Annotated in this window: 17 protein-coding genes; 6 read left to right on the top strand and 11 right to left on the bottom strand. The window is 58.6% G+C overall.

All coding sequences use genetic code 11. The annotated features are described in order from the left end of the window. Position 1 precedes the first annotated feature (1 nt). Genes pilV through JJQ76_RS11140 form a run of 5 tightly spaced genes read left to right on the top strand, consistent with a single transcriptional unit; the run spans position 2 to position 4,734 of the window. Positions 2-490, top strand: a complete 489-nt coding sequence (gene pilV, locus JJQ76_RS11160; protein ID WP_210396899.1) for a type IV pilus modification protein PilV — start codon at positions 2-4, stop codon at positions 488-490. Beyond that, positions 487-1,212 (top strand): PilW family protein, encoded by a 726-nt coding sequence (locus tag JJQ76_RS11155; RefSeq protein ID WP_210396973.1) that lies wholly within the window; start codon positions 487-489, stop codon positions 1,210-1,212. Before pilV ends, JJQ76_RS11155 begins: the two co-directional genes overlap by 4 nt. A gap of 2 nt (positions 1,213-1,214) precedes the next feature. Next, positions 1,215-1,739, top strand: coding sequence for a pilus assembly PilX family protein (locus tag JJQ76_RS11150; RefSeq protein ID WP_210396898.1), 525 nt, complete (start codon positions 1,215-1,217; stop codon positions 1,737-1,739). Between the two features lie 11 nt (positions 1,740-1,750). Then, the gene (locus JJQ76_RS11145) at positions 1,751-4,315 is read left to right on the top strand and encodes a pilus assembly protein (RefSeq protein WP_210396897.1); all 2,565 of its coding nucleotides are present in this window, start codon (positions 1,751-1,753) and stop codon (positions 4,313-4,315) included. Beyond that, positions 4,315-4,734 carry a type IV pilin protein gene (locus JJQ76_RS11140; protein ID WP_210396896.1) on the top strand — a complete coding sequence of 140 codons (420 nt, stop codon included), beginning with the start codon at positions 4,315-4,317 and terminating at the stop codon, positions 4,732-4,734. Before JJQ76_RS11145 ends, JJQ76_RS11140 begins: the two co-directional genes overlap by 1 nt. A 92-nt stretch (positions 4,735-4,826) precedes the next feature. Here JJQ76_RS11140 and JJQ76_RS11135 read toward each other — a convergent pair whose 3' ends face one another. From JJQ76_RS11135 to JJQ76_RS11085, 11 genes are all read right to left on the bottom strand, one after another. Further along, the gene (locus JJQ76_RS11135; protein ID WP_210396895.1) at positions 4,827-7,175 is read right to left on the bottom strand and encodes a DNA polymerase II; all 2,349 of its coding nucleotides are present in this window, start codon (positions 7,173-7,175) and stop codon (positions 4,827-4,829) included. Further along, positions 7,172-8,170, bottom strand: coding sequence for a diphosphomevalonate decarboxylase (mvaD, locus tag JJQ76_RS11130; RefSeq protein WP_210396894.1), 999 nt, complete (start codon positions 8,168-8,170; stop codon positions 7,172-7,174). The genes JJQ76_RS11135 and mvaD overlap by 4 nt, the downstream gene beginning before the upstream one ends. Next, positions 8,163-9,098 (bottom strand): mevalonate kinase, encoded by a 936-nt coding sequence (gene mvk / locus JJQ76_RS11125; RefSeq protein ID WP_210396893.1) that lies wholly within the window; start codon positions 9,096-9,098, stop codon positions 8,163-8,165. The genes mvaD and mvk overlap by 8 nt, the downstream gene beginning before the upstream one ends. Next, positions 9,076-10,089 (bottom strand): mevalonate kinase family protein, encoded by a 1,014-nt coding sequence (locus JJQ76_RS11120; protein WP_210396892.1) that lies wholly within the window; start codon positions 10,087-10,089, stop codon positions 9,076-9,078. Before JJQ76_RS11120 ends, mvk begins: the two co-directional genes overlap by 23 nt. Further along, positions 10,089-11,255 (bottom strand): hydroxymethylglutaryl-CoA synthase, encoded by a 1,167-nt coding sequence (locus JJQ76_RS11115; RefSeq protein WP_210396891.1) that lies wholly within the window; start codon positions 11,253-11,255, stop codon positions 10,089-10,091. Before JJQ76_RS11115 ends, JJQ76_RS11120 begins: the two co-directional genes overlap by 1 nt. 9 nt (positions 11,256-11,264) lie before the next feature. Further along, positions 11,265-12,305, bottom strand: a complete 1,041-nt coding sequence (gene fni / locus JJQ76_RS11110) for a type 2 isopentenyl-diphosphate Delta-isomerase (protein WP_210396890.1) — start codon at positions 12,303-12,305, stop codon at positions 11,265-11,267. After that, the gene (locus tag JJQ76_RS11105; RefSeq protein WP_210396889.1) at positions 12,305-13,339 is read right to left on the bottom strand and encodes a hydroxymethylglutaryl-CoA reductase; all 1,035 of its coding nucleotides are present in this window, start codon (positions 13,337-13,339) and stop codon (positions 12,305-12,307) included. Before JJQ76_RS11105 ends, fni begins: the two co-directional genes overlap by 1 nt. A gap of 111 nt (positions 13,340-13,450) precedes the next feature. Then, complete coding sequence (locus JJQ76_RS11100; protein ID WP_210396888.1) at positions 13,451-14,152, bottom strand: response regulator transcription factor; 702 nt, start codon at positions 14,150-14,152, stop codon at positions 13,451-13,453. A 114-nt stretch (positions 14,153-14,266) separates the two neighbouring features. Beyond that, entirely contained in the window at positions 14,267-15,859 is a 1,593-nt protein-coding gene (locus tag JJQ76_RS11095; protein ID WP_210396887.1) for a tetratricopeptide repeat protein, read from the bottom strand. 102 nt (positions 15,860-15,961) lie between these two features. Further along, complete coding sequence (locus JJQ76_RS11090; RefSeq protein ID WP_210396886.1) at positions 15,962-17,188, bottom strand: argininosuccinate synthase; 1,227 nt, start codon at positions 17,186-17,188, stop codon at positions 15,962-15,964. A gap of 127 nt (positions 17,189-17,315) precedes the next feature. After that, positions 17,316-18,218: a flagellar protein MotY gene (locus JJQ76_RS11085; RefSeq protein ID WP_246480601.1), complete on the bottom strand. Its 903-nt coding sequence runs from the start codon at positions 18,216-18,218 to the stop codon at positions 17,316-17,318. Between the two features lie 158 nt (positions 18,219-18,376). Between JJQ76_RS11085 and pyrC the strand changes: the two genes are divergently transcribed. After that, positions 18,377-19,414 carry a dihydroorotase gene (pyrC, locus tag JJQ76_RS11080; protein ID WP_210396885.1) on the top strand — a complete coding sequence of 346 codons (1,038 nt, stop codon included), beginning with the start codon at positions 18,377-18,379 and terminating at the stop codon, positions 19,412-19,414. The last annotated feature ends 38 nt before the right edge of the window (positions 19,415-19,452 follow it).

Genomic DNA, 19,452 nt, shown 5'->3' with positions numbered 1-19,452 from the left:
AATGATGCGTCAACAACGCGGTGTCACCATGATCGAAGTGCTGATCGCCATCCTGATCTTCGGCGTTGGAGTACTGGGCGTGGCGGGATTGAACCTGAGCGGCCAGCAAACCAACCAGAAGGCCTACCAAAGCCTGCTGGCTACCTGGAAAGCCCAAGAACTGGTCGAGACCATTCGCGCCAATTCCGGCAACGTGGCTTCGTACCTCAACACCTACACCAGCATCCCGACCACCAGCGACGATTGTATTGCATCCGCCTGCAATGGTACCGAAATTGCCACCTACGACTTGGCGACCTGGTTCAGCTCCCTGGGCGATTCATTGCCCAGTAACACTCTGGGTGCGGTCTACGCTGCTTCAGGAACTGACGACTATGTGGTCTACGTCATCTGGGATAACCGCGATGATAACCAAAGCTGCGAGATTGCCGAACACACTCCGTCCACCACTCTCCTCCTGACCTGCGTTCGGATGGAGTTCAGCCTATGATGACTCGCCATGAACAGCAGGGGTTCTCGCTGGTCGAGCTGATGATCGCCATGACCTTGGGGCTGATCGTCACCGGCGCTATCCTCAAAACCTTTATCGCCAACAGCCAGTCGATGGAGCTGCAACGCGCTGCAGTGGGATTGCAGGAAGAGGGCCGTGCAACGATCGACTACATCACCCGCTACGTGCGCATGGCGGGCTTTCGCGAAACCAGCCTCGAAGAGGGCTCCCTCAGCGATGGCCTCAGCGGTGCCGCCAGCAGTATCAGCATCAAGTTCAAGGCTGCCGCGTCCAACGCGACCGGCTCAACTGACAACCCCAAGCCAATCGCCGTTCTGCGCGACTGCCTCGGCACCATGGTCAGTAACGCCGCCGAAAGCGTCAATCTGTTCCAGCAGGTTGGCAACGAGCTGGTGTGCCAGGCCACCATCAACGGCGGTAGCGCTGCCAGTGCAGCCCTGATCAGCAACGTGCAGGAGCTACGAATTCTCTACGGCGTAGACAGTGACGGCGACGGCATCGCCAACCAGTACAAGACCACCACCGGCAGTGACGACGTGGTACTACTCAAAGTCTGCCTGCGTCTGCGGGGAGGCGCGGACATCGTCTCGCCAGCGGCGACCTATAAGATGTGTGATGGCAGCGATGACGGCACTCCCTCGCAAAAACTGGAACGCCGGATCGAAACCACCATCGCCCTGCGCAACCGGGTAGGGAGCTGACGATGACTGCACTAAGACGACAGCAACGCGGGGCCACCCTGATCATCGCCCTGATCTTTCTGGTAGTGCTAACCGTGGTGGCGCTCAGCGGTATGCAAACGGCCAGCACCGAGATCCAGACCGCCCGTCGGGTCAAAAGCCAGATGGACGTATTCAACGCTGCGGAAGAAGCGCTGAAGTACGCCGAGAACGTAGTACAGAACAATTACGCCGACCCTGTTGATTTTTACGCGGCGCTGCCCAGCGATGGCCTTTATCTGGGCACCGACATCGAAAGCGCGGTATCTAACCTCAGCAGTATTCAGGCCCTGCTTAACTCACCGTCAGTCGCCCTGTCCAGTGCCACCACTTCGTCAACAGACACAGAGGGCAGCTTCTTTATTGAATATATGGGCCCGCTGGCCTCGCCCGGCAATGGTGGCGCGGCCCCCACCGATCGCTACCTCTACCGCATCACGGCTATCGGCCAGATGAGCAGCGGCGGGCAGCGCAAGATGGTGCAATCCTATTACGTTACGTCGCCTTGATGGAGGAGACCATGGAACTCAAGCTTACAATCGGACTGATAGCCTCGACGCTGACCTCGGCCGCCCTGGCTGCCGACCTCAGCAGCTTTCCACCCACCAGCACACCGTTTGGATCGATCGCTCCACCGGCACTAACCGGATCAACCATCAGCGACGGAAACCAGAAACTCTACCGGGTCTGGTTCGACAACGTTACCCTGGAAGGCGACCTGCTGCGACACGCCATCGACAGTGGTGGCGCGGTCACCTCGACAGCGGACTGGAGCGCGGCAGCCGCGCTGGACGCCCGCAGCTATGATTCGCGGATCGTATTCAAAGGCAGCGATGGCTCCTACGATCTGTGCACAACAACGGCCAGCAATCTGGAAAAGTACATCTGCGGCGACAACACCAATGAACTGTCGGTGGGTGGCACCGCCGCATATCGTGATCGCAGCTCAAAGCTCGGCACACTGATTCATGCCAATCCTGCGTTCGTCGGTAAACCCACAGAGCGCTACACCTTCGACGATTACCTGTCGTTTGTGAACACCCATCAGAATCGCGCCAAGCGTATCTACGCCGGTGCGAACGATGGCATGCTGCACGCTTTCGACGACTCGGGCAATGAGGTGTTCGGATTTATCCCCTCCCTGATTGAAAGCGGGTTGAGCAACTGGGCCGCGTCAACCAGTTCCCATAGTTACAGTGTCGACGGTCCGTTGGTAGTGAACGATGCCCACCATAACAGCTTTACCACCAGTACCAAGTGGAAGACACTGCTGGTCGGCGCGTTGGGATCAGGCGGCAAAGGCTACTTCGCCCTTGACGTCACCACCCCCAAAACATCTTCCGACAGCATCAGCACCATCGCTGGCAGCAAGATGTGGGAGTTTGCCCCTACGGGTATCGGTTACACCTACGGCGCACCGATAATCGCCCGTAGTAATGCCAACAGCAGCAACTGGGTGCTGATCGCTCCTAACGGCTACGATACCGGCGGTGAGCCGATTCTTTATATCCGCGATATCAACAGCCCCACCACGGTGATCAAGGACTTCGACAATCTGCTGACACCCTCTACCGCGCCGCAAGGCAACGGCCTGAGCTCTCCTCGCGGCATCGACGTCAACGCGGATCATAAAGTCGATTATGTCTATGCCGGCGACCTGGACGGCAATGTCTGGCGCTTTGATCTCACCAGCAGCACCGCCAGTAGTTGGAGTGCCACCAAGGTATTCACCGCCGCCGATAGCTCCAGCAATCCCCAGCCGATCCTGACCGCACCGGAAATCGGTGCACTGCCCGACGGTTCATTGATGGTCTTTATCGCCACCGGCGACCCCTATGGCATTTCCAGCGCGGCCACGCACACGCTCTATGCTTTCAAGGACACCCCCACCGCTGCACTCGGATCTCCCTACGCCCGGGCCAACCTGCAACAACGTACGCTAACATTGACCTCCAACAGCAACTACAAAACCGTGGATGAAAGCTCCAGCCCTAACAACAGCGCGGTTAACTGGAGCACCCAGAAGGGCTGGTACCTGGACCTGGCCGCGGATGAGCACATCCTGCAGCCGCCGCAACTGCATGACAGCCGCATCCAGTTCATGATTCACGACCTCGGCACTGGCGATAACTGGTTGACCCACCTGGAATACACCGATGGGCGCCTGCCGGACGAAGTGGTCTTCGACCGCAATGGCGATGATGTACTTAGCCCCGTCTACGACAACGTGGACTATGTCGACGGTACCGACACCGGTGACCTGGTGATCGCCATGCGCATCAATGCCGATCTGACCTCTGGCCCGGCCATCGCCGAACGTGACAGCAGTGCGCTCAGTTACGTCAATCTCTGGAACCAAGGCATGGCGGGCAGCGCCGGCACCACCACCACGACCACCACCTATGCGGCCGCATCTTGCTCGGTGATGACCTTCAACCGCTTACGCGTAGTCAACGACGATATCAACGTCACCTTTACTTTCACCGGATATACTGCAGAGGGTAACATTGAAGCATCGATCACCGTTGACCCCGAAGAAAAGGATGATAACGCACGTAGCCCCGGCCTCGGCTCCTACCCCTCCAGTGCAGGGGCCGGCACCGGGGTTAACACGACAACTGGCAACACTGAAAACTGGTTCGGTCTCGACCTGCAGGTGCTCGCAGATACCGTTGGTTCCAACGATACCCGCCTTCAGGTGACCTACCATGGGCCGTATCGGGTCAACGGCTTCACCCTGGCAAGCAGCAGCAAAATCCACCGCATCGACGACGAAGACGATGCTGCGATCAAGACCTGCCAGTGCAGCAGCGCCAACTATGACACCAAGTCCTGTTCGGGATGCACCGATTGTCAAGAACGCACCTCACGTTATGACTACGATACCGCGAAATCCTCGGTCACATTTACCGGTAAATCATGGTCAGATCTGAATAAATCCAATAGCTACACGCCGACCACAACAACAACCACCACCACCGGTGCCACCACTGCCACAGCGGCCAGTGGTAATCAGGGCAGTCAGCTCCAAAGCGGTGATGACAGTGCCACCGGTCGTATTCGCTGGAGGGAGTTGACCTTCTAATGAAGCAGCAACAGGAAAAGGGATTTACCCTGCTGGAGCTGATGATCGCCGCGGCGATCATCAGCATTCTGGCAGCGATCGCCTACCCGGCGTATCAGGACAACGTCAAACGCAGCCATCGCAACGAAGCCATACTGGTGTTGCAGGATATCGGCTCAGCGATGGAAACCTACGCTCTGACTCAGGGCAATGGCCAATACGATGCACCTAATCTGGCGGCCGTTTATACGCTCGATTCCAGCAAGCACCCGGCTATTGATCGGTATGCTTTCACCTTGGTCAACACGGCGACCAGTTGGGCAGTGACCGCCACCCCCATCGGCGTACAAGCGGGCGATGGTCCATTAATCATCTACTGGGATGGACGCCGCGGCTGGGACAGCGACAACAATGGCATCTACGAGCCGATCGACATTTAAGCCCCCTGAAGGCGAGTCAAAACATACCTCTGGCTGACAGGGAAAGCGCCTGTATGCATACAAACAGGTATGGCATCGTGCTCGGCTCCGCGTCAGAACAGCTCCCCCTGCTGCTCCGTCAGACGGGCAAAGCTGTCGTTAACGAACGGCAGAATGGCGTCGGCTACCGGTGCCAACTGCTTGTCAACGTAGTGCTGGTAGTCGATGTTTGACTCGCGGTAGGCCAAAGGCTCCGGCCCATTAACCGTCATCAGGTAGTGAACGCGCCGCCGCCCCGGCTCCCAGGGTATCCCCTGTGCCATTGCCCGCTGCCGCTCCAACCGCGCCGCACGCACATGCGGAGGCTGGCTGCGCTGGTACTCATCCAGCGGCTGCCGCAGCCGTTTGCGATACACCAGCTGGTCATCCAGCTCACCGGCGCGCAGGGCGGCGACGGTATCACAGAGGTATGTCTGATAGGATTCGCCGGCAAAGATGCGCCGATACAGCTCCTGCTGGAACTGGCGCGCCAACGCGGTCCAGTCGCTGCGGACCGACTCCAGTCCCTTGAACACCATGCGCGCCTGCTTGCCTTCGCCCACCACGCCGGCATAACGTTTTTTGCTGCCCTTTTCGGAGCCACGGATGGTCGGCATCAGAAAACGCCGATAGTGGGTTTCGTACTCAATCTCCAGAAAGCTTTCCAGCGCGAACTCATCACTTAACCGCTGCCGCCACCACCCGTTGAGCTCGGCAGATAACTGCTGGCCAATCTGATCCGCTTCGTTAGCCGTCACTGCCCGGTTCAGCCAGACGAACAGCGAGTCCGTATCACCGTAGATAACGGTATAACCGCGTTCATCAACGTAATCAGCGCTCTCCGTCAACACCTGATGACCGCGCAGGGTGATGGAGCCGGACAAACGCTGATCAAAGAAACGGCACTGGGGTGAACCCAGCACGCCGTAAAACGCATTCATAATGATCTTGATCGCGGTCGCGAGCGGCGTATTGGCAGCGGCCTTGGCCTTGTCACGCGCACGCCAAAGCTCCGCCAGCAACGCCGGCAAAATCGGCTCGCCACGATCGAAGCGCGCGCCATTAAACCCCTCAACGGTGGCCGTATCAGCCAGTGCCGGTGCACGGTACAAACCGGCCGGATCCACCAGAAACGTGCGAATAATGCTGGGGTATAGGCTTTTGAAATCCAGCACCAACACGTGATCATAGAGACCGGGGCGCGAATCCATCACATAACCACCGGGGCTATCGAGCCCTTGGGCACCGGAGGCGTAGGCCGGCGCCACCATGCCCTGGCGATGCATCCGTGGCAGATAAAGGTGGTCGAAGGCCGCCGCCGACCCACCCACCCGGTCCATGGTCAGGCCGGTAAGTGATGCTCGCTCGACCAGGTACTCGGTCAGCCGCGCCACCGCGAATATCTCCAACACCAGTCGGCAGTCTTCCAGATTGTAGGCGGCCAATTCGACCGGGTTTTCCCGGTACAGGCGGGTAATTTCAAGCCCGCGATTACCACTCCCTTCAATCAGTTTGCCCCGCCCCAGCAACTCCTGCGCGACATTGTCCAACGCAAAACTGTCAAATTGAAAGGTAGAGCCGCGCAGGGCTTCTATACCGTCCACCAGCACCCGCCCGGGCAGCGTCGCACGCCACTGGCCGGCGGCCCCCTGCCGCACCGACAACGGCGCACCGCCGCGCCCCAGATGCAGGGATACGCCACAACGTTCGGCGCAGCGTACCAGATAGCGTATATCGAACTGGATCAGGTTCCAGCCCACGATCAGGTCGGGATCAAAGTCAGCCAGCTCCTGTTCCAACGCCTTCAACAGCGCCCTCTCATCCGGTAAAAAGCGCAGGGTAGCGCTATCCTCGCCCTGCCCCTTCATCAGCACCCGCTCCAGTCCTTCACCAGCCAAGCCAATGCTATACAACTCATGATGATCAATGGCGGTTTCGATATCGAGGGACAACAATCGCAGTCGGGGACGGTAATCACTGGCGCGCAAACGGGGGTCGTGTAGTGGCGACCGGACGCCGCCGGGCCATTGTTCAACCGTATCAGCCTCAACTTCCATCCCGGCGCCGATAAAGCGCTCCATCAGGTAACGTTCGGCGGGGCGAATATCCTCTTCATACAGGGTGACGCCTGCGGCACGCAGCACATCACGGGCGCGGTAAAGGCTGTCAAGAGCGGGCAGGTAAAGGGCATTGACCGGTTGCAGGTCGACATCGCAGAGCCTGAGCTCGGCCGTTCGCCACCCCGCTATCCGGGCGAGACTCTGCTCCACCAGGGTCTGCTGCGCACGCGGGTAGAAGCATACTGCCTCCTGCCCCTCGACCCGCAGCTCCAGCGGCCCTTGATCGCTGCTGACCCAATATTGAAACACCAGCCCCTGTGGTGAGGGCAGGCACTGCTGGGTCAGCAGAAAGGCGTGGGTCATGGCTGGACGAAAGGAGCGACCACCTGCAGGTCGGGGAACGCTGCGCTCACCGCAGCCTGATCCTGCTCAAGGAACAGCAACTTGAGGTTGGGCCCGGCGTCCATGGTGAAATAGAGCGGCAATCCTTCGGCGCGCAGTTGCCAGATACGCTGCATCGCCGCCACAGACTCGGGCTGCCAGTACAGCAATGGCGGCCAGGAGGCAATCATAGTGGCATGCATCGACAACGCATTCCGCTCTGCCGTCTGCCCCAGCAGGGTGAAATCCTGCGTAATAATCGCCTCACGAATCTTCTCGAGGTCGGTGTTCGCCTGTAGCGGCCAGCTTTGATAGAGATGGGCCGTTTCTACCGTTCGCTGCATGCCCGCACGCGACCCAACCGGTTTGGCGGCAGCTGCCACCGTCAGCAACCCGATCCGCAGCGCCGGCCAGTTGGCGGGCAAACGCACGGCCACGCTATCCATACCGTCTTCACGCACCCCCATCTGCCACTCGACGAAGCCATCAAAGATGGAGCGGCTGGCACTGCCACTACCCATGCGGGCAAAGGCTGACAATTGCGCCGGCGGGCTGTTGAACCCCATCAACTGATCGAGCGCCTTGGCCAGCGCAGCAAAGCCAGAAGCCGAGGAGGCCAATCCAGCGGCGGTGGGAATGTTGTTGCGGGTTTCAATCCGCAGCCGCGGTGCGTCCTCGCTGCGGAACAGATCCAGGTAACTGACTATCTTGCGGCTAAAACTGTCATCCTCGGCAACCGGCTGATCATTCAGCAGCACCTCATCCTGCGCCGCGTCGATGCAACTCAATCGGGTATGACTACCCAGTCGACCAAGGCTCACCGACAGGCTGGGATTGACCGGCAGGTTGAGCTCCGCATCACGCTTGCCCCAATACTTGCTCAGTGCAATGTTGCTGGGCGCAAACGCCTCCGCCACGCTGCACACCGGCAACCGGGTCGCCGGCAGCAGCTTGGCAATGACATCTTGCTTACGCATAATCCGCCTCCACGCCACGCGCTGTAATCGTCACCGGAATCTGGGTGTAGGGCATATCAATACCCTCCAGGCGTCCCAACGCTACTGCACAGTCGCCCAGCCCGGAACCGGAGATTTTGGCTCCCAGAACCCCTTCAGCTTCGCGCATGCGGGCGACCATATCTGCCATCACCCGGTCGTTGACACCCAAGGAATCGAGCAGACCGTGGTAGTAGTTCATCAACCAGCCAAACTGATCCCAGTCCTGCTCCTCAAACGCAGCGATAGCCCGCTCGGAAACTTCACCCATCAGCCGGTAAAGCTCATCGTACAAATTTGGCGACAGGTTGCGTGCTGATGCCACCCGGCGCAGCACTTCCGGCGTTGGCGTTTTGTAGCCGGCATAGCAGAGGCTTAGCGGCGGGGCTGCCTTGAGCGGGTGGTACTCCACCGGTTTGGCCCGGTACGCCACCGCCCCACCAAAGGTGGCTGCGGCGATATCCGCACCGGACCCGCGACCCTGCACCTGCAACACGGTTTCCCGCGCCGAATCGAACACCTGCTGGCGGTCCAGGTCAGTGTCGAGCCAGTAATACAGTGCGGCGACGACGGCAACGGTAACCGCGGCAGAAGACCCGAGCCCCACCTGATGGGAAAAGTCGGAACGGATGGAAAGATTAAACCCGCTGGGGATACGGTCGCGCAACTGGCGCACCGCATGGAGCACAAACTGCAACCGTTTGTCGTCATGGAGTGCGTCAAGGCTACTCTCATAGTCACCCAGGGCCGACTCGATCTGCACCAGGCGCGAGGCGAGCGGCTTCAGCCGGATATGAATTCGCTGGTCCACCGCGCAGACGATAGCCCGGTGCCCAAACAATACCGCGTGCTCACCCATTAACATCAGGGTGGCAGGGGCAGACGCCCTAATTTCGTACTCTTGTGCCATAAGAGTCCAGCTCCAGATCCATCAGTTGGTACTCGGCGGGAAGTGCCGGCGGTACATCGTTGTGAGGATGATAAACCAGTATCAGGCCGCCGGCATCGCCAGTCACAGCACCGGCACCACTTATCTTGGCGGCACCGCCGGCTGCTTCAATGTCGTCGATGCACTGCTGCACCCGATCGGGAACCACCCCGATGTCGGTCAACAGCCGATGATTGGTGCGAATCGCCGCGGCGATGGCCGCTCTGTCCTGCTGCCGCAACCCCTGTTCCAACGCCGCGGTCACCGCGGCGAAGCGCTGCCAGATCGTGCTGCTGCCAAAGCGCTGACGGATCAGCTCAACGCACTCGCCGGTACTCACCCGCGGAGTGCCGCTGTTAGCCAGCCACCAACGACCGGGCAGCGCGGCAGCCAAGGGCTCGGCATCACCGCAGCAGAAGCGCATCACCCCCCCCCGCACCGACAAGGCCGGATCCAGACCACTGCTGCGGCCGTGCTGCAGCGCCTCAACCCGGGTCACCAGAGCTTGCAAGGCGTCGCGCGCCAAGGGACGACCACAAAAAGCACTGACCGATGCGACCAAACTTGTACACACCGCAGCCGACGACCCCATGCCGGATCCCAACGGAATCGAGCTGCTGAGCCGGATCCGCAGCCCTTGTTGCAGACCACCCGGCGAATACTGATGAAGCCACTCCCCCAACGCGCTCCACAGCAGTTCGTCGGCCGTGGCAACCTTATCAATGGTTAACTGGCCGGCTAGATAGGCAGCATGACGTTTCAGCACCTGTTGTCGCAGGTCGGTAAGATCCGACAATGCCAGCGCACGTTCGATAGAGAGATCGGGAAGTGATAAAGCCAGTCGGTCGCGACGCCCCAGAGCGGTAACCTGGCAGCGCGCATAACGCTGCACTGCGGCGGCCAGTGCGGGCGCGCCATACACCACGGCATGCTCGCCGCTCAGAATCACCTTCGCGGGAGCGGTTGCAATCATTAGCGTGCGCTGTAGATCCGCTTGTGCTGGCTGATACCCGCAAGACGAAAGTGGCCGCGGGTCTTGGGTTCGAACTGGTGGTCGCCGCCATCGATCGGATGGGTAGCGTGATAGAAACGCAGGTAGGCGTTGTAATCGAGCTCCTCACGTTCAGCCAGCATGCGTGCGTGCTGTTCGCTGTGCAGATGGGCCTTATAACCGGGGACGATTCGGCCACTGAAGAACTCGGCTACGCAGCCGGAGCCGTAACTGAAAAAACCGATCCGGCGGCCACTTAGATCCTGATCAGCATTATCCAGCAGCGAGTTAAGTCCGATGTACATTGATGCCGTATAGCTGTTACCCAGAATGCGGTTGTAGTGCAGCGTCGGCTCAATGCGCGCTAACAACGCTGCACTGTCCGCCGAGCTTTTGCTGAACTTGGCCAACTGCAGCTGCGCTTTCTCCGCCATACGGCTAAACGGCAGGTGATAGCAAACGTAATCAAGCTGGTCAAACTCAACCCCGGACACCTCATGGTAGTGACTCCAGGCCTGCTTCAACGCTTTGAGATAGATCTTGGTAGAATACTTGCCATCCACCAGCGCGGTCGAGCGGTAATTGGGCCGCCAGAAATCCATGACATCTTCGGTGTAGTGACCGGATTCCGGCTCAATTTCGACCAGGCGGGGATTAGCACTGATCAGCATTGCCACCGCACCGCAGCCCTGAGTCGCTTCACCGGAGGAATCCAGGTCGTAACGGGCAATATCGGACGCCAGCACCAAGACTTTCTGCTGCGGATTGCGCGCCACCAGCGCACACGCCATCTGCAAGGCCCCCGTGGCGCTGTAACACGCCTGCTTTAGTTCCACCACCCGACAACGGGCAGGAAGCTCCAGCAAGCCGTGCACAAAAATACCGGCAGCCTTGGATTGATCGATGCCGGTTTCGGTGGCGAAGAGTACGGTGCTGATGCTCTGTCTATCGATCTTCTCGACGATCGGCAAAGCCGCGTTGGCAGCCATGGTGACAACGTCTTCATCCAGCGACACCATGCCCATCTTTTCCTGGCCTATGCCCAGATAGTATTTATCCGCTTCGATCTGCTGAACGTCGGCGAGGCTTTTCAAGTCGAGGTAAAAGTTCGAGGTGGCGAAACTGATATCATCAATACCGACAGACATACTATCCAATCATCCTTCCAGCCCAGTCAGAATCAGGGCATCATTCAAACGCAGCTCGCTCAGGTCGGACGCTCCGAGCAAAAACATCGCCGTAACAAATTCACGTCGTAATCGTTCGATCACGCTTATCACCGCGTCCGGTGACTCCATCGCCGGACGTAAAAAAGGCGCCGCCATTCCACAAAGCGAGCCGCCAAGTATAACAGACTTGACCATATCGATGCCCGTCCGGACACCACCGCTGGCGATAAAAACAGCATTGTCCATGAACGGCCTTGCCAGCTGCAATGCCAGCGGTGTTGGAATACCCCAATCCTGATACAGCAGGCCGAGCTCTGTCCCCCCCTGCTCCGGCTGGCGATGGTGCTCGATGCGACTCCAGGATGTTCCGCCAGTGCCGGCAAGATCAAAGTGACGCACCCCCGCCGCCAGCCCCAGAGCGACATCCTCAGGCGCCAGTCCTGCACCGACCTCCTTCAGAATCACCGGTACCGACAGATCAGCCGCCACTGTCGCGATCGCTTTGTCGAGTGCGGAAAAATTGGTATCGCCCTCGGGCTGAACCGCTTCCTGTAAGGGATTGAGGTGCAGATAAAGCGCATCAGCCTGCAAGCAATCTACTGCCTGTTGACAGTGCCCAACATCAAAACCGTAGTTGAGCTGTACCGCACCAATATTTCCCATCAACAGAGCGGACGGCGCCCAACGGCGCAACTCGAAGCTTTCCCGCGCGTCCGGATGAGTAAACATGACCCGCTGCGACCCCACGCCCATCGCCACCCCGGTAGCCTCAGCGGCAATCGCCAGGTTGCGATTGATGCGCGTTACCAGCTCGTGATCGCCACCGGTCATGGAGGAGATCAGCAGCGGAAAGCTGAGCGACTTGCCCAATAGCTGCACCGACGGATCGACAACGCTCAGATCAAGCTGCGGGAGAGCCCGGTGGCGCAGATGAATCCGGTCGAAATAGGCACAGCTGCGATCCGTGGCGCGATCGGCTTCGATCGCCCGGATATGCTCTATCTTACGGTTGTTGGTCGGATCTGACATCAGCGCTCAAGCTTGAGATGGGATTCCATCAGCTCACCCGGATTAGTTTGGGCTGCGAGCAGCGAAAGCTCGCCACAGAGCACGGTCGCTGCACACCAGATCGCCAGCCGACGGGCGTTGGCCCCCGGTTCTCGCTCCTCTTTGCAACCCAGTGCGCGCAGGTTGTCCTCGACGAAATCAAGCCCTTTACCATTGCCTACACTGCCCATAATCAGGTTCGGCAGGGTGGCCGAGAAGTAGAGGTCACCATCACGCACCTCTGCATGGACCATCCCTTGAGAGCCTTCAACGATATTGGCGGCATCTTGCCCCGTTGCCAGAAAGAACCCCAGCAGCATGTTGGCATAATGCGCGTTGGCGCTGCGCAAGCCGCCGGCGACCAGGGTGCCGATCAGGTTCTTCTTGACGTTTAGCTCGACCATCAACTCCGGGGTGGTTTTCAGCCGACGTTGGCACAGGTCACGCGGTATCAACACTTCAGTAATCACATACTTGCCGCGACCGAGAATACCGTTGACGGCGGTGGCTTTCTTGTCAGAGCAAAAATTGCCCGATATCGACACGTAGGATAGCAGCGGGTACTGCTGCAAAATCCAGGGAAACAGACGATCAGCGGCATGAGTAACCATGTTGTGCCCGGAGGCGTCGCCGGTAGTAAACTCCAGACGCAGATAGATCAGATTGGCAACGAACTGGACGTTGATATCGATCAGGCGGGCAAACCGGCTGCTCTCAGCCACTACCGCATTGAGTTCGTCCAGACGCGTTCTGAGACTGCTGACCGCCTGCAGGGCAACGCCGGCGTCGGGAGCCTCCAGCAGGATAGAGCGGCTCATACGCTCGTCCATCAGTGTCGCACGAATCCCACCGGCCAATTTGGTTACCCGCGCACCGCGCCCCACTGAGTGCCACAGCGGGGTCTCGTAGGTCGCCAAGGGTACCATCAACTCGTCATTGACTTCGTCGCCGGTCACTTTCACCGGCCCTACATGACGCATGGGGACCGACGCGGTGGATATTTTGTGTGCTTTCATTCGACTCAATCGCAAGAAACTAAAAAAGGGCTGACCAGCCCCTTTTTACGGTTCTGCCCAGCCGCTTGCCCAGCCGCCGGCAGGCTGCCGCGATTGTAGCGGCGACCACTTTTATTTGCAATTCGAGCCCCCGCCGTCGCGCCCCTCCAAGCGGTAGCCGTGCTGGTGTACCGTCTTGATATCAAAGCCGGTTCCATCCAACAACAACGCCTTACGCAAGCGACTGATGTGCATGTCGACGGTACGGGTGTTGACTTGCTGACTCACCCCCCAGACCTCCGCCAGCAAACGATGGCGGGACAATAACTCATTCTGATGCCGGAACAGGTAGGCCGCCAGGCTGAAATCCTTGCCGGTAACCGCAATCGGCTCTTCAAACCGGGTAATCAGGTGCTGGGCATGATCGATAACGAAGGGGCCGTAATGCTCGATATCGGCGCGCGGACGGCGGCAGAAACGATGCGCCAGTACCTCCAACCTGGATACCAGCTCCTGCGGCTGCAACGGCTTGACCACATAATCATCGGCGCCGTACTCCAATGCCCGAACAATCTGGTCCTGCGCCCCCGAGTCACTGATAAACAACAGCGGCAAACGGCCCTGGGCATGGTTGACACCGCGCTCCACCAGCTCAAAGCAGCGATCGTCGTCGCAGTTACAATCCACTAACAGCAGATCATAACGTTCACTATCGAGGCAGGCGAGGAACTCTTCAGCGTTGGAACAACAGGTATAGCGGTGACCGGCATCAGCCAGCCAGGCCATCAGACACTCAGCCAGATTACGCTCGGCTTCCAAAATTGCTACGTACAACAGACACCCCTTCTTGCCCGGCATCAGCAAGAACGATTGGTTAGCTTAAGTATAGGCAGAGACCACGCGGCAGCGATGCAAGCTACCACTGTCTGTGAGTACAAAAGAGTGGGATCAGTTCCCGCCGGAACGGGAACTTCCAGCGGCCAGCTCGGCACGGCGCTGGCTCAGAAAGCGATAGCGCTCCTGCTGCTTGCTGTTCATCGCACCGATACTCATACGCAGCAGTTTGGAGTTGCACAGCGCCAGTATTTCACCGCTGCGTTCCGGCTGCTGACGGATCAGCTCGTAGCCGGTCTGGACCAGATTCAGCATCACGCTGGGGCTGTTGGGAACGGCATCCAACGCCGCCATAAAGGACTTCAGCGCGTCATCAAAATGCCCCTTGCGGTAGGCATTCATACCCGCCAGATTATGCTGACCCCACTCGGTTTCGCTAAACACTCGCCGGTTGAACTCTGTGCGGTACTCCTCAACCGCATCCTGCTGATTGGTGCCTTCCACTCCCTCCAACAGGTTATCCAGCTCCTCGGCCTGCTGGCCATCACTGAGCTGGCGAAACACCTCAAAGGCATCCTTGGCGGCCACATTAGCGCGACTGATATCACCGGATTTCTTGTAGGTTTCAGAGGTCATCAACTTGGATTTGAAGCGGATCAGCTGATTGTCGAAGTACTGCTCAACGACATCTTCCAGCGTCCGCACCGCTTCGGTCGAAGCTTCAGACGACTGCATACCGCCATGGGGAGAGACCCGCGTTTGCAAACAACGCGCCAGACCAAAGTAATTGTTCTGGTGCTTGTAAACGGAATGACGGGCAAAACGAACGGCACCGCGAAAGGCCTTGATGGCGGTATCCCAGTCACTGTTTTCGCTGGCCACGTCCCCGAGCCCCGATTGTAACGCCGGCGCCGTGGGCAACACCTGAATCGCTTTCTCCAGAACCTTCTGCGCGTCTCCGTTACGACCGACGCCACGATAAACCCGCGACAGCCAGTCGTAGGCTTCGATGCTGTCCGGCACCTTGCCCAACAACTGGTTAAAGTAGGCCAGTGCGTCTTCGTAAAGACCTTGATGGTAGGCACAAATACCCAGACCCGTATGACTCCAGGGCAGGTCCGTATCCGCCTGAACCCGCTTGAAGTGCTCCGCGGCCTCCGCCCAACGCTCAAGCTTGAGCAACAGCCGACCGCGCACCCGGTCGAGATAGCTGCGCAGCGATGGGAACTGGCGCAGTAATTTGTCCATCACCAGCAGCGCCTTATCCAGCTCATCGTTGTCTACCAGGGATTCGACCGGATAGACCGCCTTTTTGACCTTAAGCAGCTTTTCCAGCCGCTGGTGAAAATAGACCGGCTGGACCGGCTTGAGAAACTGGGTATCAGCGATCACATCGACGGAATCATGGGACAACAGCTCGCTTTTCTCGGGACTCACCAGCGCGTAAATATCAACCGCACGGCGCAAGCCTTCGCGACTGGCTTCCTCGATCACCTGAAACCCGTTTTTCTCTCCTTCGCCCAGACGATACTCCACCAGGCACACGTCGAACGGCTGGCTCCGCAGCAGATTGAACGCCATGTTCGCGGACGACGCCACCAACACATCCCGCGCACCGGTCTCCGCCACCAGCGCGCGCAATTCGCCCAGATCTTCCAGCTTTTTGGCGACGATCAATACCGACTTGTCAGCCAGGTAGTTTGCCATGGAGTGGTCTCAGTTCAGAAAAACGATCCAATTATCTGATGATTACATAAAAATAAAGCCTTGGGGCATAAACCCCAAGGCTTTCCTGTGACATCGACGAAATTAGTCGTTCAACAGGTCTCGCCCTTTGCCAGCAGCGATGCGCATACGCAGCGCGTTGAGCTTGATGAAGCCGGCTGCGTCCTGCTGATCGTAAGCGCCTGCGTCATCTTCAAAGGTCGCAATCGACTCGTCAAACAGGCTCTGCTCAGAGCTGCGCCCGACCACATCAACATTACCCTTATAGAGCTTCAGCCGGACCTTGCCGTTCACGAACCGCTGCGAGTAGTCGATCATGCTCTGCAGCATCTTGCGCTCTTCCGACCACCAGAAGCCGTTGTAGATGATCTTGGCATAACGCGGCATCAGCTCGTCTTTCAAGTGTGCCACTTCACGGTCAAGGGTGATCGACTCGATCGCACGATGGGCCCGCAGCATGATGGTTCCGCCCGGAGTTTCATAACAGCCGCGGGACTTCATGCCGACAAAACGGTTTTCAACGATATCCAGGCGACCGATACCGTTGGCACCACCTACCTTGTTCAGATAGGTCAGCACCTCTGCAGGGGTCATCGACTGGTCGTCAATGGCAACGACGTCGCCCTGCTGGTAAGTCAACTCAATATAGGTAGGCTGGTCCGGCGCTTCTTCGGCAGAAACGCTCCAGCGCCACATATCAGCTTCCGCTTCAGTCCAGGGATCCTCCAGCACACCACCCTCGTAAGAGATATGCAACAGGTTGGCATCCATGGAATAGGGTGACTTCTTACCCTTCTTCTTGAAGTCGACCTCGATGCCGTGCTCATCACAGTACGCCATCAGCTTGTCACGGGAGTTCAAATCCCACTCGCGCCATGGAGCGATCACCTTGACACCCGGCTTCAACGCGTAGGCACCCAGCTCAAAGCGCACTTGGTCGTTACCTTTGCCGGTAGCACCGTGAGAGATGGCATCAGCACCGGTTTCATTGGCGATCTCCACCAAGCGTTTGGCGATCAGCGGGCGGGCGATGGAGGTACCCAGCAGGTACTCACCTTCGTAGATAGTGTTGGCGCGGAACATCGGAAACACGTAATCGCGGACGAATTCTTCGCGCAGATCTTCGATATAGATCTCTTTAACCCCGAGCGCTTGTGCTTTGGCGCGCGCCGGTTCAACTTCCTCACCCTGCCCCAGGTCAGCGGTAAAGGTCACTACTTCACAGTTATAAGTTTCCTGCAGCCACTTGACGATGACCGAGGTATCCAGCCCGCCGGAATAAGCCAGCACGACTTTCTTGATATCTGACATTACAAAGCTCCACTCAACGATCCCGCCGGACGAGACCCTAGACTCTGACGAAGGACCGAGAATTATACACGCATTACCCGATACGGAGGAAACACCTCCGCGCAGGATGACCGACAAAACGGAGGGGTTACTGTTCGCGTTCCAGGCGCACCGTTACTCGACGATTACGGGCGCGATTCTCCTGACCACGGTTATCAACCACGGGATAGCGTTCGCCATGATAGCGGGTGGTAATCATCTCTTCACCCACCCCCGCCTGAGCCAGATATTGGCTCACCGCTTCGGCACGCTGGCGTGACAGATCACGATTGGACAAACGGCGCCCAACATTGTCGGAATGGCCATCGACATAGATCGTGGTGATCGAGGGATCGTTCTTGACGTACAACGCCACGGTATCGAGTCGCTTTTTGGTAGCATCCGACAGGCGCCACTGCCCTGACGGGAACAACACCGCCGAGCGGGCAATCTGGCGATAATTCACAGGTAGCAGCGATGCTACACAATCCACGTAGCTTTCATATGCCGCACCGAAATTGGCCGCTGAAATCGCCACTTTGACCGGCTCTGTCGTCCCCATCCACTGACCGTTGGTGAAGGTCGGCAGATAGCCACTGGACAGTGACGCCAACATATCGCGCGCCATGAGCGAACGAACCCGCAGGTCGGTATCGCGACTCTGATCCTCAATCATACCGATCTGGCGCGGCGCGCGTCCGGCCCACCAGGAAGGCGGCTCGGAGGTGATGCGGGTCTGCTTGCCCATCAAGGATGCGCGCGCGGAGCGCAACACAAACTGCACCTCTTCGCCTGCATTATGCTCAAACACAGCGGTACCAAAGTCCGGGATTGACTGGGTAAGACGACAGGAAAATCGTGACGACTCCAGCTGCCAGTCCGTCGCGTCCAAAGGCGCCTGAAAGGTAACGGCAGCTGCTGCCACAGACAACAGCATCAGAGCCGCCGCCGCCATGCCACGACCAAGCCCCCGCAGCGGCCTTTGGCCCGTCACCATTTCGCTCGTTACCATACGATTAACCCGAGTTATCAAAAACGCTCTTACCCGCCTGTCTGTTGTCGTCAGCCAGCGGCAAAACTTTAACATATCGCACGCCAGGAGTGGCCGTAATGACTCATCCGGAAGCGGCTGTTAGAATGCCCCGAGATCCATACAGAGAACACCGCCTGATGCAACGCCTTGAAATTACCCGCCCTGATGACTGGCATGCCCACCTGCGAGACGGTCTGGTCCTTGGCGATACGGTACGCGACATGGCCCGCTACTTCGGTCGCGTCATCGTCATGCCCAACCTGGTTCCGCCGGTCACCACCACCGCCCAAGCCTGCGCTTATCACGAGCGCCTGCAAGAGCAGATGCCGTCGGCACGGGGATTTCAACCGTTGATGACGCTATACCTCACTGACAACACCAGCGCTAACGAGATCCGCGCAGCCAAAGCCAGCGGCAAGGTTTTTGCCGCCAAACTGTATCCGGCTGGCGCCACCACCAACTCGGCTTCGGGTGTGACCGACCTGCACTGCATTTACCCCGCACTTGAGGCGCTACAGGAAACCGGCATGCCCCTGCTGGTGCATGGCGAAGTCACTGATGCCGACATCGACATCTTCGACCGCGAAAAGGTCTTCATCGAGCGCCACCTGCGCCGACTGGTCACCGACTTTCCCGGCCTCAAGCTGGTCATGGAACACATCACTACCCGTGATGCAGCAGAGTTCGTGGCAGCAGGCGCGGATACACTGGCTGCCACCATCACCCCGCAGCACCTGCTCTTCAACCGCAATGATTTGCTGGTTGGCGGCATCCGCCCGCACCTTTTTTGCCTCCCTGTCCTCAAACGCAACATCCATCAGCAGGCACTACTCAAAGCAGCAACCTCCGGCAGCCCGAAGTTTTTCCTCGGCACCGACTCGGCGCCCCACGCCAGAGATGCCAAAGAAACGGCATGCGGCTGCGCCGGCTGCTACAGCGCTACCGCCGCCATTGAGCTTTACGCCGAAGCGTTCGAACAGCAAGGAGCGCTCGACAAGCTGGAAGGCTTCGCCAGCCATTACGGCGCCGACTTTTACGGTCTGCCCCGCAACAGTGACAGCATCGTTCTGGAGAAACAGCCCTGGCAACAGGCCGACACACTGAGCTACGGCAACAGCGTGATCGTTCCGCTGGGCGCCGGAGAAACCCTATCTTGGCGCGTCACCCGCGCCTGACCACGAACAAGGAGTTTTCGTGACCAAGCTGTCTCATC

It is taken from the genome of Motiliproteus sediminis, from assembly GCF_017912535.1.
Lineage (GTDB): Bacteria > Pseudomonadota > Gammaproteobacteria > Pseudomonadales > Balneatricaceae > Motiliproteus > Motiliproteus sediminis.
The sequence above is the reverse complement of the archived record's forward strand: the minus strand, read 5'-3'. Positions and strand labels throughout refer to the sequence as shown.

Excerpts from the sequence above, each read along its gene's own strand:
- pilV (WP_210396899.1), top strand. The coding sequence starts at position 2 with ATGATGCGTCAACAACGCGGTGTCACCATGATCGAAGTGCTGATCGCC.
- JJQ76_RS11155 (WP_210396973.1), top strand. The coding sequence starts at position 487 with ATGATGACTCGCCATGAACAGCAGGGGTTCTCGCTGGTCGAGCTGATG.
- JJQ76_RS11150 (WP_210396898.1), top strand. The coding sequence starts at position 1,215 with ATGACTGCACTAAGACGACAGCAACGCGGGGCCACCCTGATCATCGCC.
- JJQ76_RS11145 (WP_210396897.1), top strand. The coding sequence starts at position 1,751 with ATGGAACTCAAGCTTACAATCGGACTGATAGCCTCGACGCTGACCTCG.
- JJQ76_RS11140 (WP_210396896.1), top strand. The coding sequence starts at position 4,315 with ATGAAGCAGCAACAGGAAAAGGGATTTACCCTGCTGGAGCTGATGATC.
- JJQ76_RS11135 (WP_210396895.1), bottom strand. The coding sequence starts at position 7,175 with ATGACCCACGCCTTTCTGCTGACCCAGCAGTGCCTGCCCTCACCACAG.
- mvaD (WP_210396894.1), bottom strand. The coding sequence starts at position 8,170 with ATGCGTAAGCAAGATGTCATTGCCAAGCTGCTGCCGGCGACCCGGTTG.
- mvk (WP_210396893.1), bottom strand. The coding sequence starts at position 9,098 with ATGGCACAAGAGTACGAAATTAGGGCGTCTGCCCCTGCCACCCTGATG.
- JJQ76_RS11120 (WP_210396892.1), bottom strand. The coding sequence starts at position 10,089 with ATGATTGCAACCGCTCCCGCGAAGGTGATTCTGAGCGGCGAGCATGCC.
- JJQ76_RS11115 (WP_210396891.1), bottom strand. The coding sequence starts at position 11,255 with ATGTCTGTCGGTATTGATGATATCAGTTTCGCCACCTCGAACTTTTAC.
- fni (WP_210396890.1), bottom strand. The coding sequence starts at position 12,305 with ATGTCAGATCCGACCAACAACCGTAAGATAGAGCATATCCGGGCGATC.
- JJQ76_RS11105 (WP_210396889.1), bottom strand. The coding sequence starts at position 13,339 with ATGAAAGCACACAAAATATCCACCGCGTCGGTCCCCATGCGTCATGTA.
- JJQ76_RS11095 (WP_210396887.1), bottom strand. The coding sequence starts at position 15,859 with ATGGCAAACTACCTGGCTGACAAGTCGGTATTGATCGTCGCCAAAAAG.
- JJQ76_RS11090 (WP_210396886.1), bottom strand. The coding sequence starts at position 17,188 with ATGTCAGATATCAAGAAAGTCGTGCTGGCTTATTCCGGCGGGCTGGAT.
- JJQ76_RS11085 (WP_246480601.1), bottom strand. The coding sequence starts at position 18,218 with ATGGTAACGAGCGAAATGGTGACGGGCCAAAGGCCGCTGCGGGGGCTT.
- pyrC (WP_210396885.1), top strand. The coding sequence starts at position 18,377 with ATGCAACGCCTTGAAATTACCCGCCCTGATGACTGGCATGCCCACCTG.